Source organism: Pseudoalteromonas sp. S3260 (genome assembly GCF_005886925.1).
Taxonomy (GTDB): Bacteria; Pseudomonadota; Gammaproteobacteria; order Enterobacterales; family Alteromonadaceae; genus Pseudoalteromonas; species Pseudoalteromonas tetraodonis.
This window is the reverse complement of sequence record NZ_PNCV01000033.1, coordinates 70,031-86,606: the sequence shown is the minus strand read 5'-3', so window position 1 is coordinate 86,606 and position 16,576 is coordinate 70,031. Positions and strand designations below refer to the sequence as shown.

At 41.3% G+C, this 16,576-nt stretch carries 16 protein-coding genes; all 16 read right to left on the bottom strand.

The window, feature by feature from the left end; all coding sequences use genetic code 11:
* Positions 1-120: 120 nt before the first annotated feature.
* The 16 genes from CWC14_RS05785 to rbfA all read right to left on the bottom strand — a co-directional run bounded on the left by CWC14_RS05785 (position 121) and on the right by rbfA (position 16,491).
* Entirely contained in the window at positions 121-474 is a 354-nt protein-coding gene (locus CWC14_RS05785) for a cupredoxin domain-containing protein (RefSeq protein WP_138561776.1), read from the bottom strand.
* 22 nt (positions 475-496) lie between these two features.
* A complete protein-coding gene (locus tag CWC14_RS05780) occupies positions 497-2,740 on the bottom strand; it encodes a heavy metal translocating P-type ATPase (RefSeq protein WP_138561774.1) in 2,244 nt (747 codons plus the stop codon).
* Positions 2,737-3,174 (bottom strand): MerR family transcriptional regulator, encoded by a 438-nt coding sequence (locus tag CWC14_RS05775; RefSeq protein ID WP_016899460.1) that lies wholly within the window; start codon positions 3,172-3,174, stop codon positions 2,737-2,739. Before CWC14_RS05775 ends, CWC14_RS05780 begins: the two co-directional genes overlap by 4 nt.
* Positions 3,175-3,383: 209 nt before the next feature.
* Positions 3,384-3,881: a DUF2059 domain-containing protein gene (locus CWC14_RS05770; RefSeq protein ID WP_138561772.1), complete on the bottom strand. Its 498-nt coding sequence runs from the start codon at positions 3,879-3,881 to the stop codon at positions 3,384-3,386.
* Between the two features lie 125 nt (positions 3,882-4,006).
* Positions 4,007-4,339: a Na+/H+ antiporter subunit G gene (locus CWC14_RS05765; RefSeq protein WP_016899458.1), complete on the bottom strand. Its 333-nt coding sequence runs from the start codon at positions 4,337-4,339 to the stop codon at positions 4,007-4,009.
* 9 nt (positions 4,340-4,348) lie between these two features.
* Positions 4,349-4,618 carry a K+/H+ antiporter subunit F gene (locus CWC14_RS05760; protein WP_008114565.1) on the bottom strand — a complete coding sequence of 90 codons (270 nt, stop codon included), beginning with the start codon at positions 4,616-4,618 and terminating at the stop codon, positions 4,349-4,351.
* Positions 4,612-5,148 (bottom strand): Na+/H+ antiporter subunit E, encoded by a 537-nt coding sequence (locus CWC14_RS05755; RefSeq protein WP_016899457.1) that lies wholly within the window; start codon positions 5,146-5,148, stop codon positions 4,612-4,614. Before CWC14_RS05755 ends, CWC14_RS05760 begins: the two co-directional genes overlap by 7 nt.
* Entirely contained in the window at positions 5,148-6,665 is a 1,518-nt protein-coding gene (locus CWC14_RS05750) for a monovalent cation/H+ antiporter subunit D (RefSeq protein WP_138561770.1), read from the bottom strand. The genes CWC14_RS05755 and CWC14_RS05750 overlap by 1 nt, the downstream gene beginning before the upstream one ends.
* Entirely contained in the window at positions 6,662-7,009 is a 348-nt protein-coding gene (locus tag CWC14_RS05745; protein ID WP_013464542.1) for a Na+/H+ antiporter subunit C, read from the bottom strand. The genes CWC14_RS05750 and CWC14_RS05745 overlap by 4 nt, the downstream gene beginning before the upstream one ends.
* Complete coding sequence (locus CWC14_RS05740) at positions 7,009-9,801, bottom strand: monovalent cation/H+ antiporter subunit A (RefSeq protein ID WP_138561768.1); 2,793 nt, start codon at positions 9,799-9,801, stop codon at positions 7,009-7,011. The genes CWC14_RS05745 and CWC14_RS05740 overlap by 1 nt, the downstream gene beginning before the upstream one ends.
* A 289-nt stretch (positions 9,802-10,090) precedes the next feature.
* Positions 10,091-11,230, bottom strand: a complete 1,140-nt coding sequence (locus tag CWC14_RS05735; RefSeq protein WP_138561766.1) for a hypothetical protein — start codon at positions 11,228-11,230, stop codon at positions 10,091-10,093.
* Positions 11,214-12,086 (bottom strand): lipoprotein NlpI, encoded by an 873-nt coding sequence (gene nlpI / locus CWC14_RS05730; protein WP_138561764.1) that lies wholly within the window; start codon positions 12,084-12,086, stop codon positions 11,214-11,216. Before nlpI ends, CWC14_RS05735 begins: the two co-directional genes overlap by 17 nt.
* Before the next feature lie 185 nt (positions 12,087-12,271).
* Positions 12,272-14,398, bottom strand: a complete 2,127-nt coding sequence (gene pnp / locus CWC14_RS05725; protein ID WP_138561762.1) for a polyribonucleotide nucleotidyltransferase — start codon at positions 14,396-14,398, stop codon at positions 12,272-12,274.
* A gap of 362 nt (positions 14,399-14,760) precedes the next feature.
* Positions 14,761-15,030, bottom strand: a complete 270-nt coding sequence (rpsO, locus tag CWC14_RS05720; protein ID WP_006793376.1) for a 30S ribosomal protein S15 — start codon at positions 15,028-15,030, stop codon at positions 14,761-14,763.
* A gap of 109 nt (positions 15,031-15,139) precedes the next feature.
* On the bottom strand, positions 15,140-16,084 hold the full coding sequence (truB, locus tag CWC14_RS05715) for a tRNA pseudouridine(55) synthase TruB (protein WP_138561760.1): 945 nt from the start codon (positions 16,082-16,084) through the stop codon (positions 15,140-15,142).
* Positions 16,084-16,491: a 30S ribosome-binding factor RbfA gene (gene rbfA, locus CWC14_RS05710; RefSeq protein ID WP_008467148.1), complete on the bottom strand. Its 408-nt coding sequence runs from the start codon at positions 16,489-16,491 to the stop codon at positions 16,084-16,086. Before rbfA ends, truB begins: the two co-directional genes overlap by 1 nt.
* Positions 16,492-16,576 lie beyond the last annotated feature (85 nt).

Here is a 16,576-nt window from a genome sequence, read left to right as displayed (position 1 = left end):
CGATTTACTCTTTGTTGCTCGGTTCTTACTTAGTCCACTAGGTTACAAACCTCGCGCCGCGATTAAACCGCTCCTAGTTTGAACAAATTGTAATCCGCAAAGGTCAACAGACCCTAATATTCAAGACACTAATAACGTGCCTTTATACATTTGCATTTGGCAATGAAAAGCATATTCACCCACTTTAAGTGCCGGCAGCTCAACAGTGTTATTCTCACCCATAGCGAGCGTTTTACTGATATCGAGTGAAGGAAACACCACCGTTTCGGCGCATGGAGCGCTGTCTTGTCGATTAAACGTCAGCGTTACTTTTTTATCAGCAGCCACTTTAATATGGGCAGGAGAATAAACGCCGTTATCAACCACTATCGTTATTTTGTTGTTATTACTCTGCACTTGCTTAGGTTTGTATAGCCAAAACCAGTATATAATAACCGCAATTAACAACGCGCCGAGTATATTGATCATCAACATAATGCTACTCCTATTTATAAAATTACGATTTACTGGGTTTAAAAAAGCGCAGGCGATTGGCGTTTGTGACCACAGTTAGTGATGACAACGCCATAGCAGCACCTGCAACAACCGGGTTGAGTAATATACCAAAGAATGGATATAACAGCCCCGCAGCAATTGGAATACCTGCCACATTGTAAATAAATGCACCAAATAAATTTTGCTTAATATTGACTATAGTGGCGCTACTAACCGCAATAGCATCGCCAAGACTCTGTAATGAACCGCGCATTAAGGTGATATCAGCGCTCTCAATCGCCACATCGGTGCCAGTGCCAATAGCAAACCCAACATCGGCTTGTGCCAGTGCAGGCGCATCATTTATACCATCACCCGTCATACCGACTATTTCACCTTTAGCTTGGCGTTTAGTTACTTCACTGGCTTTGTCATCAGGCATTACTTGGGCAATAAAGTCCTTAATACCGACTTTGTTAGCGACGGCTCTGGCGGTAGCTTGGTTATCACCGGTCAGCATAACAACATGGATACCTTTTTTTTGTAGACGTTTAATGGCCTCTGCTGAATCGTCTTTTATCGGATCGGCCACCGCTATAATGGCTTGTAGTTGGGTATCAATTGCAAAATACATTGGCGTTTTAGCGGCGCTGGCTAATTGCTCAGCTTGCTCTTTTGCCTCTGCAATACTGATATTGTGTTGGCTCATAAGCGCTTCATTGCCAAACAATAAAGTTTGCCCATTTAATCTGCCTGTAACACCTTGCCCCGTCACAGCGTTAAAATCGCTGACTTTTTCAATCGTGATATCTTCATTTTCAGCATAACTTACAATAGCTTGCGCTAAAGGATGTTCAGAGCCGTTTTCAAGACTAGCGGCAAGCTTTAGCACGTGTACTTTATCGCTGTCATTAAAATTAATGATATCGGTAACGGTGGGTTTTCCTTCTGTGATCGTGCCAGTCTTATCTAAAATCATGGTGGTTATTTTAGAGGTGGTTTGCAGCGCTTCTCCATTACGAATAAGTATTCCCGATTCAGCGGCTTTACCTATCCCAACCATAATTGACATAGGGGTTGCTAAACCCAGCGCACACGGACAGGCAATGATAAGCACCGTGGTCACGGCCACTACCGCATAAGCAATGCTCGGCTCGGGGCCAAAATTAAGCCAAGCAAGGCCCGCGAGCACTGCAATAATCATTACCGTAGGAACAAATACGCCGGATATTACATCGGCTAAACGCCCTATGGAGGGTTTAGAATTTTGTGCTCGTTTAACCATATTAATAATACTGGCAAGTGTGGTTTCACTGCCAATATGGGTGGCTTTAAATAGTAACGTGCCACTTTTATTAATGCTGCCTGCAACAATGATATCGCCCTCAATTTTGTTCACTGGCATAGGCTCACCCGTGAGCATTGACTCATCCACTGAGCTGCGACCTTCAATGACTTCACCATCCACAGGGATTTTTTCACCGGGGCGTACACGCACAGTCTCGTTTTTTAGTACCTCACTAATAGCTATATCTTGCTCTTTGTTATCACGCACTACCCGAGCGGTTTTTGGCTGCAAACCGATTAAGCGTTTTATCGCCTCAGAAGTACGACCGCGGGCTTTTACTTCAAAGGCAAGGCCTAGGCTAATTAAACCGATGATCATCGCTGAGGCTTCAAAATAAACATGCCTAGCCACCTCGGGTAGCACGCTTGGCGCAATGACTACCACCATAGAATACAACCACGCGGTACCTGTGCCCAACGCAATCAGTGTATCCATATTGGCGGTGTGGTTTTTAAATGACTGCCATGCGCCGTTGTAAAACTGTTTACCCGCAATGGCCATAACCACTAAAGTGACTATACCAACAATAAACCAGCCAATACGCTGCGCGTTGGTGGTGACACTCATATCAAAAATAAGCCCATACAACATAAGCGGAGCGCCAACGCCTAGCGCCAATACCATATTACGCATTAGCTTTTTATAGTGTGCGCTATCGGCTTTGGCTTTTTCATCTAACGCGTCTTGCTCCGACTCGCTATTCATTGGCTTAGCCTTGTAACCAATATTTTCGACTGCTTCAATCAGCTCTGCTGATGGCGCATTGCCTTCAACTTGCACACTGCGATCAGCAAAGTTCATTTCAACACGCTGCGCACCTGATACACTTTTTAGCGCTTTTTCTATTTTTGCGACGCAGCTGCCGCAATTAGCACCTTCAATTATAAAATTTTGCACTGTGTCTTTATTGTTGCTCATTTTGCTTCCTCGGAACTAACTTGCTCGTTAAGGGGATCTACAAAGGTCTCAATTAAACTACATATATCGGCACTTACAGCACCATCGCTTGAGTTTTCCCACTGTTTTACCGCAGCTTGCATACGCGTTCTTAGTTTGAGTGTTTCTTGAAATAGCCGCTCTGTTTCTTCGAGCCGTTTAGTTATTAATTGTCGTGTCAGTGGGCATGGGCAATTCCCTTGCTCCGATTGAGCAACTATTTGCTGAATATCTTTAATAGAAAAACCGAGTTGCCGTGCACTAATAATAAACTTTAAACGTTGTTGATCGTCTTTGGTATACACCTGATAGCCATTGTTTTGACTACGAATGGGTTTAAGTAGCTTTATACGCGTGTAGTGCCGCACTGTATCTTGGGTCACTCCCATGATTTTAGCTAGCTGTTTAACATACATAATTCACTCCATCGGGTTTTAATAGTGACATAATAAACCTATGTGTAACACACAGGTCAACCGCTATTTTAAAACTCAGGGAATGCGTTATCGGCACATTAAATAAGTGATTACGTTTGCTTAAAGAAGAGGAAGAATACAGCAGTCACAAAATAGTGACTGCTAGAAAATGTAGACGTTATTTTGCTACGACTTAGGTTAACTATAGTTTAGTTTGCTTCACTACGCGATTGTTTAAGTGCTTCACCTAGCTGCCCAGCAATCGCTTGAATCTCTGGCATAGCGTCTTGCACTAATGCTTGTGACATTTGCATAGACTGTTGCATCACCTGTGGCATTTTTTTCAAAATAGCTTGCCCTGACTCTGTTTTATAAAAATCGAGCATATCGCTAATCTCTTGCTCACTAAATTGCTTATCATAAAGGTTAACCATCATAGGCTGCATTTTTTGCCAGCTCATTTTGGTTTTTAGCACCTTAGTCATATCAGCATAATATTTGTCAAATATTGGCTTTTCATTTGGCTTTACCCCCATTTGCACCGACATATTTTGCATCATGCCCTCAACTTGAGAATACATAGAGTCAACCATGGCGTCCATATCCATCACCTCTACCAGCTCATCAATTTTTTGTTGCTTAGTAGTTTGCGCTGCATATAGGCTAGTTGAAAAAATAAGTAGTGATAAAAGTAATACCTTACCCATATTAATATCCTTTTTGTATTTGAATTTACGCCATACTCACATGTTCAATAAGTGTTGTAAATGGGAACAACCAAAAAAAAAAGCCGGATAACTACCATTATTTGGCTTTTTGTCGTTTGTTAGGGTTAATCTTTTTCGATATTATCGAGTCCTTTCGTTCCATCTTTGGCTTTTAACTTATGATGAATAGCGGTTTTAATTAGCATATAACCACTAATGGGCGCCGTGATTAATAAAAATATAGTGATTAATATTTCTTTTACGCTTAAGCCACTAGCTGAATTGGCAAAAAATACCATCGCAGCCGTGAGTATACTTGCCATCCCTAAAGTGGTTGCTTTAGTTGGCCCATGTAAACGCATAAAAAAGTCCGGCAGTTTCATTAAGCCAATAGAGCCAATTAAAATAAAGAGCCCACCTAACAACAGCAATATTGATACGATCCATTCACTTATCATTTTAATACCTTACTCAATTATATCGCCACGAAGTAAATACTTACATACTGCCACTGTACTTATAAAGCCTAACATTGCGATAAGCAAAGCAGCTTCAAAATATAAACCTGTTCCCATACTGATGCTATATAAAATAATCAATGCAATAACGTTAATATACATTGTATCGAGCGCCAAAATACGATCTGGTACTGATGGACCAATAATAAGTCGCCATAAATTTAGTAGTAATGACAATCCAACCATTGAAAAAACAATCAGTAATACTGTATCTAACATTGAAATATCTCCTTTAGGGGAGCTTCGTAGCGTGCTTTAATTTGTTTGATAAGTGCTTGCTCATCATCTAAATCCAACACGTGAATTAATAAATATCGCTGCGCTGGTTCATCATCTTCATTAAGTGACTTAATGAGAGGATAAACCTCAGCACTTACTGTACCCGGCGTTAAAGACACACAACTAGCTAAAATAGTAATTGGCATTTCATGCATTAAATCGATAGGCACTTTAACAAAACCTGGACGTAAATTTTTTGAAGGGCCCAGTATTAATAAGGCCACTTGTAAATTAGCCACAATAATATCGTAAAGCACAATAAGTAACTGCTTAAACGCCAAGCCAGGCTTTAATATGAGTGGTTGTGGATCTCTAAATGACATACTGAATAAAGGAATAAGCAGTGCTAACAATGCACCCAATATAATATGCCCTACAGACACACTGTTATTTAATAATAGCCATACTATAAATAAAAATAGACTACGAAACGGTGTGGGTAACCAACGAAAACGAGCTTCTAAGCGCATTACAGACCTCCCTTGAGTACCGCATTAATACCACCACTAATATCGTGAAGTTGTGTTGCTGTTTCAAGTGCATATTGCGTTGCCAAATCACCAAAAACAACCAACAGCACTGAGCTTGTGAGCAGGCCAACAAGTACGATAACTTGCAACGGATGTGCATTAGCAACATCAGCAGCCTCACCGCCTTTGTCTTTATGCTCCCAAAACAAACTCGTGCCTGCACGTGATATAGCAACAATTAACGCTAAGCTCATAATTAAGTAAACAGGCCAAAATACCAGTGCTTGCTCACTGTTTAAGGTGGTTTTTAAAATCCAAATTTTACCTACAAAACCTGAAAGTGGCGGCATACCTATGACGGTTAGTCCAGCGATAATAAAACACGCTCCCAACAAGAATGGTTGTTTAACTGCGCGTCCGCCAACTAATCTGTCGCCGGCTTTACCTCGCTGAGTTGCAATTAAATCAGCCAGTAAAAATAGTGCTGCAGTCACTAACGTTGAGTGCACCAAATAATACAATAGTGCAGCTGTGGCGTTTATATTTTGAAGTGCAACCAGTGCTACTAAAGTACCCACAGAAACCAGTACTAAGTTTGCGGTAAGCTTACGTAAATCTTGTGCTGCCAACACTCCGATTGCCCCAATCACTATAGTAGCAATGGCCAACGCCCATAGCCAAGACTGCGCCATATGCTCAAGTTCACCGGCTTGCTCACCAAATACCACTGTATATACGCGTAAAGTGGCGTAAACACCGACTTTGGTCATAATCGCGAATAATGCAGCAACCACAGGTGTCGCACTTGAATAGGCATTTGGGAGCCATAAATGCAGTGGTAATAGTGCACTTTTAAGGGCAAATACCACAAGCAATAGCAACCCGCCCGCTTTAGCTAAATAAACATCATCACCGGTTAACTGCGGTACTTTATTAGCCATATCAGCAATGTTTAGGGTACCCAATACCCCATATAAAATACCTAAGCCGATTAAAAATACACTTGAGCCAACTAAGTTTAAAATAACGTAATGCAGTGCTGCACGTGTTTTTGGTTTACCGCCGCCGTGCATTAATAGCGCATAAGAAGCAATTAGTAACACTTCAAAAAAGACAAAGACGTTAAATAAATCGCCCGTTAAAAACGCACCATTTACCCCTAATATTAAAAAATGAACCAAGGGATGGAAAAAGCTGCCTTGCTCGTCATCGCCGACACACCCATATAAAACCACACCAAGGCCTAAAAAAGCGGTTAAAGTAACCAGTAAAGTTGAGAGCATATCTGCTACCAGTACAATACCAAACGGCGCTGACCAGTTACCGATTGCATAAACAATAATCCCGTTATCTTTAACCTGAACCAGCAGTAATACTGTAATTACAAAGGTTAAAATAGCCATTAGGCTTGAAGTTAATCGCCGTGCAAATAAACTTTTGCCACACGGTGGCAGTAGCAGAATGATTGCCGCTAGCATAGGCATTAAAACAGGCAAAGATGCTAAATGCTGAATCATTTTCTCTCCTTGCGTTTACTTCTGGTTAGGGTGCCATCAACATGATCATTCCCTAAATCTGCTCGCCCTCGTATCGATAAAATAACCACAAACGCAGTCATGGCAAATCCTATCACAATAGCTGTTAATACTAAGGCTTGTGGCAGCGGATCGGCGTAATCAGCGCCAGTTCCAAGTACCACCGCTTTATTGATAGTTAAGCGCCCTGATGAGAATAAAAACAAATTAACCGCGTAAGAAATCATTGTCAGCCCCAATACCACTGGGAATGTGCGCGCTCTTAATAATAAAAACACACCACAGGTGACTAGCACGCCAACGCAAGATGCGTATAACAGTTCCATTAAATATTTACCTCTTCTTTCTCTGCGTTCGCTGTCATATTACCTAAGCTCGCAAGGATCATTAGCGTCGCGCCAACGACGGTTAAGTACACGCCCAAGTCAAATACAATGGCGCTAGCTAGCTCTGTTTTGCCAACAAACGGAATATCAAAGTAATCAAACCAAGTAGTTAAGAATGGTTTATCGAAGAACCAACTTCCGACACCCGTAAACATGGCAATAGCGATACCTGATGCAATAATTTTTCGATAGTTAACATCAAAACGTTCATTAATCCACGCAGTACCATGTGCCATATATTGTAAAATAAAGGCAATAGAGGTCACGAGGCCGGCAATAAATCCACCGCCCGGTAAGTTATGACCACGTAAGAAAATATAAGCAGACACTAATAGCGCTAATGGTAGTAAGCTTTGAGAAATACAAGCCAATAAAATAGGATGGCGATCTTTAGACCATGGACGCCCTTCACTATCGCTCGCTGGCATATAAAGTGGAATTCTTGATAACAGTTTAAATATGCCCAGTGCGGCAATCCCTAACACGGTGATTTCACCTAAGGTATCAAAGCCCCTAAAATCAACTAAAATAACGTTAACAACGTTAGTACCCCCACCGCCTGTTTTAGCATTAGCAACAAAGAATTCAGAAATTGAATTAAGAGGACGGGTCAGTAATGCATAACAAATACTGGCAATAATGATCCCCACGGTAGAGGAGATAACCACATCACGTAAAATACGCAACGAGCTTGACTCTCTTGGCGTGCTTTGAGGTAAGAAAAACAGTGCCAACATTAATAGTATAATAGTGGCTACTTCTACAGTAAGTTGCGTTAAGGCCAAGTCAGGCGCTGAAAAACGGGTAAACGCCACCGACACCATTAGTCCCACAATCGACAGCATTAATAACGACACCATTCGAATTCGATGCCAAATAACGGTAGCAATTGCACCAATAATCAGTAGCCCTGCACCTATAGCATTTTGAATATCAACTGGGGTGTTAGGTACACTGCCCGCTAGCTGTTTCATTTCAAATAATGGCCAACCTGAGGCAAGTAATACAACGCCTAACATAATAAATACATAGCGTTGTAATGAGCCATTTTCTGTTGATTGGATTTTGTTTTGACACCAATTAACCACAACCGCTAAAAAACGCTCGAAGATTTTTTTAGCGTTAAAAGGAGGTAACGACGCTTGGAACTGAAATAAGTACTTACGATTGACGTAAATAAATAAACCACCAATGACCGCCATACCACTCATAAGTAGAGGTAAATTGAAACCGTGCCAAATAGCTAGCTTGTACTCAGGCATAGCTTGACCAAGTACGGCCAATGAGGCAGCCGATAAAATACCATCTACTGCAAAGTGCGGAAAAATACCCACTAAAATACATAGCACCACTAAAATTTCGATAGGCACACGCATATAACGTGGCGCCTCATGAGGGGTGCGTGGTAAGTCTATCGGTTCACCATTAAAGAACACGTCATGAATAAAGCGAGATGAGTACGCTACCGACAGCGCACCTGCAACGGTTGCCAGCACCGGGATTAGCCACGACATAGAGCCAAGTACTTGCTGATGCAGTGTCTCAGCAAAAAACATTTCTTTTGATAAGAAACCATTTAACAACGGTACACCTGCCATAGCGGCAGCAGCCACCATCGCCAAGGTTGCCGTATAAGGTAAGTAGCGCCACATGCCATTGAGTTTGCGCATATCACGAGTCCCGGTTTCATGATCAATAATGCCGGTTGCCATAAATAACGACGCTTTAAACGTCGCGTGGTTAATAATATGAAAAATAGCGGCTACGGTTGCAAGTTGTGTGTCTAGGCCGAGTAATAGAGTAATTAGGCCTAAATGACTAATTGTTGAATAGGCTAACAAACCTTTTAAATCATGTTTGAATAACGCGATATAAGCGCCAAATAATAACGTGGTTAAACCGGTCAAACCGACTAATAAAAACCAAGTGTCAGTTCCCGCCAGTGCTGGATAAAAACGCGCAAGTAAAAAGATACCCGCTTTTACCATAGTGGCAGAGTGTAAATACGCACTTACCGGCGTAGGTGCTGCCATGGCGTGGGGTAACCAAAAATGAAACGGAAATTGTGCAGACTTGGTAAAGGCGCCTAGTAATACTAGCACCAGCGCTAATTCGTATAAATCATGTGATTGAATAATCGCTTTGCTAGCTAAAATAGTGTCTAGGTTGTAGCTTCCAACAATATCACCTAGCAGCATTAAGCCGCCCAGTAATGCTAAACCACCCGCACCGGTTACCGCCAGTGCCATACGCGCCCCCTTGCGCGCCTCTGATTTATGCCACCAGTAACTGATCAACAAGAACGAGCTAATACTGGTTAGCTCCCAAAATACCCATAACTGAATCACATTGTTTGACATAACAATGCCCAGCATGGCGGTCATAAATAACATTAAGTAACTAAATAGCTTTGGCAGTGAATCGTTTTGACTTAGGTAATAACGGGCATACAAAATAACCAGCAGCCCTATTCCTAAAATCATAAATAAAAACAGTAAACTCAAACCATCTAAGCGTAAGGAAATATCCAGCCCTAAAGCAGGTATCCACTGCGCGCTAAAACGAATGGTTTCTCCCGCGAGAACCGCAGGCGCATGATAAAGTGTAATTGCAAGCGCGGCTAAAGGCGCAATAGCCGTTAGGCTCGTTGCCTGATTTCGAGAAAGTTTGCCGGTGCATGCAGAAATAACACTGCCTAATAAGGATAACAGGGGTATCCAGAGCAAAGTCATAATGAAGGGCCTTTTTGAATCATAAAGTTTATCAATTCGCTACTTGTTATTATTAAATACCAAAGTGACTTGGGTATACGTTTTATATCTGTTTTTTAACAACATTAATACGTACAGTTATACTGATAAACACGGTTTTTGTCTATAGAAAGCGCTTCTAGCGGGGCAATAATCAAACAAAAAAGTCTATAAATTAATGAACTGGGATAAAACCGGCTCAGCTTTTAAGCAGTTTTAATAGGCTCATATAATCATTGGTTAAACAACCTAAAAGCACTCTATTTAATGATTAAAAGCGCGGGAATAAATCTGCATGTTGCTCTATATGAGTTTGCCACAAAGCCCGATATTGCTCTGAAAGTCCAACCTGTTGATATTGCATAATAGACCACTGTGCGCTTGGCTTATAAGCAACACCTCCTTGCTGACAGCTTTTGCTTTTGTGCCATCCTTTTGGCGCATCAGTGTTATGAGCAATAAACAAGTTAGGGGCAACCAACCCCTCAAGCTGACAAAGCCAAGCTTGTTTTTTTGCTGGTAAAGCATATTCATCTTCAAAACCATTAAAGTGCATTAATTCATGTAAAAATACTGCATAATTAGCCTGCGAGTTAATATGCATTAAGCCCTGATGCACATTGGCAGTACCTTGCTTGGGCATCATAATCGCAAAATCGAATCCTTTAGGAAGCCGCTGCTTAAGTGATGACTGTTGCCAATCGCACTGCGCAAGCGTTGCTTTAGTGCTGTTACAAGCAATTGCATTACCAACATATATAGGCTTTGAAAAACAAAAGGTATTGAGACTCGGCTCTGGGTTTTGAAAGTACGCGTTACGAAATTGATTGAGCCTGTATAAACCATCACGGTGATCGCTCAGCATTAGCACATTAAATGTGCATTGCTTTTGTATCTCAATTTGCTCGCTCGCTACCAAAAACCCTAATTTATTCATAAATGAGTGATTTAATGCATCGAAGGGAGCACGCTGTTGTAACTGTAAATGATAAAAGGCATCCCCTTTAGGTAACTTATTGTGAGCTTTTAATAACGCTAAATCTTGCCAGCGCTGTTGAGAAAGCAATGAAGCTGCGAGATGTTTTTGTTGTTTAATTGTTATCTCATCGAGGCTTGCTTGCCAAAAGAGCTTGGCGGTTTCAGTTTGATTATTGGCTAATAATGATAACCCATAGCCGTATTGTGCATGGGCTATTTTATTGCGTGCTAAGGTGGCTAATGAGGTCGGGGGGAGTTGTAAAATATGCGATGCAAAGTAACGAGGGAATTGCCAATAACTGTCAATCACATTGGCCTTGGCATGTAATACTTGCCAAAAGCCAATGCTATTTTGTTTATTACTCGAGCCACTAATAACGCTGGCGCACAGTAATAAAGCACTTAGTTTTAAATAATTAGCCCGCGCTTTCACTAGCCATCAACTCAAGCTCTAAACGTGCATATTTATATTCTATAAATTCATGAACGTTCGTTGCCAGCGCCAACTTAAAGTAATCTGTTGCAATTGAAAGCTCACCTGCGGCTTGGTGCTGTTTAGCTAAGTAAAAATAAGCTTCACATAAACGTTGAGCATATTCTTGTTGTGAACTTATACCATCGGCTATGCCTGAAAAAAATGCTTTTTCACTCAAATCACCCACATACAAAGCAATAAGCTGATACGCCCATTCATTTTCATCAAGGGCCGCCGCATTAGCTTTTAACGCAGCGATTGCCGCGGTTTTGTCTTGTGCTGCTTGAGCTAAATAAAGCCACAATACACGATAAGGGTCATTAGGAGAGCGCTGTAAAAACGTTTTAAAGTCATCTTTTGCAAGCGTCGCTCTATCGCCGTAGTACAAGGCAATACCACGATTTAAATACGCATATTCATGTTCTTGGTCTAACTCTATGGCTGAATCAAAATACTCGTATGCTTTTTCGTATTGCTGCATCAAGGTATGCTGAATACCCAAAAAGTTATAGACTTCAGCCAAATCAGGCTTAAGTTTAACCGCTCGGTTAAAATCAATTCGCGATAAAGTGGTCATGCCTAAGCTATCAAACAGTACTCCACGGTCATAATAGAGCTTTGCTTGTTGTTCTGTACTTAAGTCTGCTCTATTTAATAGCTCTGAAAAACGTGCAATGGCAATTTCATTTCTAAAATCTGATGCAAGCGGTGCAGTAAATGGCACATTAATAATAGCAGCGGGTTTAGTAGTAGCCTGACAAGCGCTTAAAGACAAAATAGCAAAAGATGCCAAGGCTAAATGTTTAAGTCTCATTAAAATCCTTAATACCGAGGTAAGTAGCAAATAGATAAGACATAAGCTGTCTTGTAAGGTTCATTCTTGTTATATGTTACTTAACGTCTTGAACACAATAGGTTGCTAACATTAAAGCATAAAAAAAGGGGCTAAACAGCCCCTTTTTATACTATCCAGTAATTATCTGGATGAAAGATTAGCAATTACGCGTCTTTAGACTCGTCAGCTGCAGATGCTGCTGATTCCATTGCTTCTTTAATACTTAGACGTACACGGCCTTGACGGTCTACTTCTAGTACTTTAACTTTAACTTCTTGACCTTCGCTAAGGTGATCAGCAACGTTGTTAACACGCTCAGTGCTGATTTGTGAGATATGCACTAGGCCATCTTTACCAGGAAGAATGTTTACAAACGCACCGAAATCAACGATACGTACCACTTTACCTTCGTAGATAGTACCTACTTCAAGCTCAGCAGTTAATTGCTCAATACGGCTAATTGCATTTGCTGCACTTTCACCGTCTGTAGCAGCAATCTTGATTGTACCATCATCACCGATTTCAATCGTAGTACCTGTTTCTTCAGTAAGCTGACGGATAGTTGCGCCACCTTTACCGATAACTTCTGCGATTTTCTTCTGTGGGATTTGCATCGTGTAAATACGCGGTGCAAACATAGATAACTCTTCAGAAGGTGCAGAAATCGCTTCGTCCATCACACCTAGAATGTGTAAACGAGCTGCTTTAGCTTGCTTAAGCGCGATTTGCATGATTTCTTGCGTGATACCTTCAATTTTGATATCCATTTGTAGAGCAGTGATACCGTTAGTTGTACCCGCCACTTTAAAGTCCATGTCACCTAAGTGATCTTCATCACCTAAGATATCTGAAAGTACTACAAAGTTTTCTTCTTCTTTAACTAGGCCCATCGCGATACCCGCAACAGAAGCTTTAATTGGTACACCCGCGTTCATAAGCGCTAGAGACGTACCACAAACCGATGCCATTGAAGATGAACCATTTGATTCTGTAATTTCAGATACAACACGAATTGAGTAAGGGAACTCAGTTAATGTTGGCATTACAGCTTGGATACCACGCTTAGCTAGGTTACCGTGGCCGATTTCACGACGCTTAGGAGAACCTACAAAACCCGTTTCACCTACACAGAATGGAGGGAAGTTGTAGTTAAGCATAAAGTGGTTTTTGTGCGTGCCAGTTAAATCATCGATTAACTGTGAGTCACGTTCTGTACCAAGTGTTGCTGTTACTAATGCTTGCGTTTCACCACGTGTAAAGATTGCAGAACCGTGAGTACGTGGAAGTACACCAGTCATTACATCTAGTGCACGGATCATATCTGGTTCACGACCATCGATACGTTTTTCGCCAGCAGCGATACGGCCACGAACGATTTTCTTCTCAAGTGAACCGAATACTTTACCTACTTCTTGCTTATCAAGCGTTTCGCCTTCAGCAAGTTCGCTAGTAAGCGCTTCAACTACGGCATCTTTTGCTGCAGTTAATGCTTCTTTACGCGCTACTTTATCAGTAATACGGTAAGCTTCGCCTACTTTATCAGCAGCAAGTGTTGCTACTTTCTCTTCTAATGCAACGTTTTTCTCAGGTGCAGTCCAATCCCAAGTAGGCTTGCCTGCTTCTGCTTTAAATTCGTTGATTGCCTTGATGATAGACTGTGATTGCTCATGGCCGTATACAACCGCGCCTAGCATTACGTCTTCAGCAAGTACGTCTGCTTCTGATTCAACCATAAGTACGGCGTTATCAGTGCCAGCAACAACTAAATCAAGTTGGCTTTCTTCAAGCTCTTTTAGTGTTGGGTTAAGTACGTATTCACCGTTGATGTAACCAACACGTGATGCACCAATTGGACCGCTGAACGGGATACCAGAGATAGCAAGTGCTGCTGATGTACCAATCATCGCAACCATATCAGGTTGGATTTCAGGGTTTACAGAAACAACCGTCGCGATAACTTGTACTTCGTTTACGAAACCATTTGGAAAAAGTGGACGAATTGGACGGTCAATAAGACGTGCAATTAGCGTTTCGCCATCGTTAGGACGACCTTCACGCTTAAGGAAACCACCTGGGATACGACCTGCAGCGTACATACGCTCTTGGTAGTTAACTGTTAGTGGGAAAAAGTCTTGGCCTGGTTGAGCTTCACGCTTACCAACAACCGTTACGAGTACTGACGTGTCGCCAATGCTTGCTAGTACTGCGCCGTCTGCTTGACGAGCGATAGCACCTGTTTCTAGCGTCACTGTGTGTTGACCTAGTTGAAATTCTTTTATAATTGCTTGCACTTAAAATATTCCTTAAATGTATTTTTAGTATTAATTAAGTTTTCATCAAAGTACCAATTACAGTACATAATTGTATTCAGTTGGAAATCAATTAAGTACTACAATTGGCAATGATGTAAATAACCGTAGATAAACCTTTTTATCTACGCGCCATAGTATATAACAAAGTCAGGTAAAATTGCGAGCTTAGCACCGAGATAAAATAGTGCTTGCAGCAATGTCAAAAACATTCGCTTTGTGAAAGATAATAGTATGGCTTTTATTCGATATTTCAAGGGGTTTACTGAGAAGTACTGGGGAAAGCGAGAAAATTCAGACACAAAAAAAGGAGCTAAAAAGCTCCCTTTTTGATAATCAAGTTCTTAGCGACGTAGGCCAAGCTCTTTGATTAACGCAGTGTAACGCGAGATATCTTTACCTTTAAGGTAATCAAGCAGTTTACGGCGAGTGCTTACTTTACGAAGCAGACCACGACGTGAGTGGAAGTCATGCTTGTGATCAGCAAAGTGACCTTGAAGCTTGTTGATATCAAAAGTAAGTAATGCTACTTGTACTTCAGGTGAACCAGTGTCGCCTTCAGCGCGTGCGAATTTAGCAATGATATCGATTTTTTCTTGATTGCTTAGTGACATAATAACTCCAAAAGTTAAATTTAATAGGTGCTTTAGCCGATCACTAATTCAGCCAAAACGATTAAGCGGGCGTATTCTACCAATTATCAGCATAACTACAAGTTAAACTTTACTCTGGTTGCTGATTAGACAAGCCACGTTTTGATTTTAGATGGCCATCAGGATTACGTTCACCAGTACCAATAAAAATTCCGTCAGCCAGAACTTTTATTGCACCTTCAGGTAATTCTTTACCTAGCACCACAGCTTGACCATGGCTAAATGCTATTCCCTGCTCTTTAGTAATTTCCACAACAGGTAAATCAACTAACGCGGTATCCATTGGCAATAATAGTTCGTCAAGGTAAGTAGAAGGCGCAACGTCTTGTTCTTTCGCTTGATTTAATAACGTTTCTAACTGCTCAAGTGTGACCATTTTATCTGCTGGGTAATGCCCTACAGCACTACGATGCAGCATAATCACATGCGCGCCGCAGCCAAGGTTTTCACCTAAGTCATCAACAATAGTACGAATATACGTGCCTTTAGATACATGGGCAGTCATTTGGATTTCGTTGTTTTGCTCATCAAACTCATCAAGCGTTAAGCTAAATACGTTAATTTTTCGACACTTACGAGGGACTTCTATGCCTTCGCGCGCGTATTTATATAAAGGCTTGCCTTCATATTTAAGCGCTGAGTACATTGATGGGTATTGATCTGACTCACCTAAAAATTTAGCAATTTCCTGTGTAAGCAGTTCAGCAGTAACATTAACATCACGCGTTTCGACCACTTCACCATCAGAGTCTGACGTGGTAGTACGCTCACCCAGTTTTGCTCGCACAACATAGGTTTTATCTGTATCGAGTAAAAACTGGGTAAACTTAGTGGCTTCACCAAAACAAATAGGCAGCATACCGGTCGCAAGCGGATCGAGCGCACCAGTGTGCCCTGCTTTTTGAGCAAAATAAATACCTTTCGCTTGCTGCAGTGCTTTGTTTGATGAAATACCTTCTGGTTTGTTTAACAACAAAATACCATCAACTGGACGGCCTTTACTGCGTCTTGCCATCAGTCTTTAGTGCCTTCTTCGCTATCTGTTTCATCATCAACATGCTTAGCATTATCTTCACGAATGATAGAGTCCACTAAGTTAGAGATTCGCATCCCTTCCATTAATGAATTATCAACCACAAATTTAAGCTCAGGCATGATACGCGCACGAATACGTTTACCTAGCAACGAGCGGATATAACCGGTTGCTTCGTTAAGTACTTTGGCACTTTGTTTGGCTGCATTTTCATCTTCAGTGTTAAACACGGTGATAAAAACTTTGGCATAAGATAAATCGCGCGATACTTCTACCGCGGACACTGTCACCATGCCCAAGCGTGGATCTTTAATTTCGCGTTGTAAAATCACCGCAATTTCTTTTTGAATTTGCTGAGCAACACGATCAGTGCGAGAAAATTCTCTCATTTCACTTTCCTAAAATTATAACTTATTAAAAAATAATAATAAGCTAACTAAATAATGGATACACAAATGGGGGCTGAGCCCCCAT

Coding starts and splice junctions, on each gene's coding strand:
- CWC14_RS05785 (WP_138561776.1), bottom strand. CDS start 474: ATGTTGATGATCAATATACTCGGCGCGTTGTTAATTGCGGTTATTATA.
- CWC14_RS05780 (WP_138561774.1), bottom strand. CDS start 2,740: ATGAGCAACAATAAAGACACAGTGCAAAATTTTATAATTGAAGGTGCT.
- CWC14_RS05775 (WP_016899460.1), bottom strand. CDS start 3,174: ATGTATGTTAAACAGCTAGCTAAAATCATGGGAGTGACCCAAGATACA.
- CWC14_RS05770 (WP_138561772.1), bottom strand. CDS start 3,881: ATGGGTAAGGTATTACTTTTATCACTACTTATTTTTTCAACTAGCCTA.
- CWC14_RS05765 (WP_016899458.1), bottom strand. CDS start 4,339: ATGATAAGTGAATGGATCGTATCAATATTGCTGTTGTTAGGTGGGCTC.
- CWC14_RS05760 (WP_008114565.1), bottom strand. CDS start 4,618: ATGTTAGATACAGTATTACTGATTGTTTTTTCAATGGTTGGATTGTCA.
- CWC14_RS05755 (WP_016899457.1), bottom strand. CDS start 5,148: ATGCGCTTAGAAGCTCGTTTTCGTTGGTTACCCACACCGTTTCGTAGT.
- CWC14_RS05750 (WP_138561770.1), bottom strand. CDS start 6,665: ATGATTCAGCATTTAGCATCTTTGCCTGTTTTAATGCCTATGCTAGCG.
- CWC14_RS05745 (WP_013464542.1), bottom strand. CDS start 7,009: ATGGAACTGTTATACGCATCTTGCGTTGGCGTGCTAGTCACCTGTGGT.
- CWC14_RS05740 (WP_138561768.1), bottom strand. CDS start 9,801: ATGACTTTGCTCTGGATACCCCTGTTATCCTTATTAGGCAGTGTTATT.
- nlpI (WP_138561764.1), bottom strand. CDS start 12,086: ATGAGACTTAAACATTTAGCCTTGGCATCTTTTGCTATTTTGTCTTTA.
- rpsO (WP_006793376.1), bottom strand. CDS start 15,030: ATGTCACTAAGCAATCAAGAAAAAATCGATATCATTGCTAAATTCGCA.
- truB (WP_138561760.1), bottom strand. CDS start 16,084: ATGGCAAGACGCAGTAAAGGCCGTCCAGTTGATGGTATTTTGTTGTTA.
- rbfA (WP_008467148.1), bottom strand. CDS start 16,491: ATGAGAGAATTTTCTCGCACTGATCGTGTTGCTCAGCAAATTCAAAAA.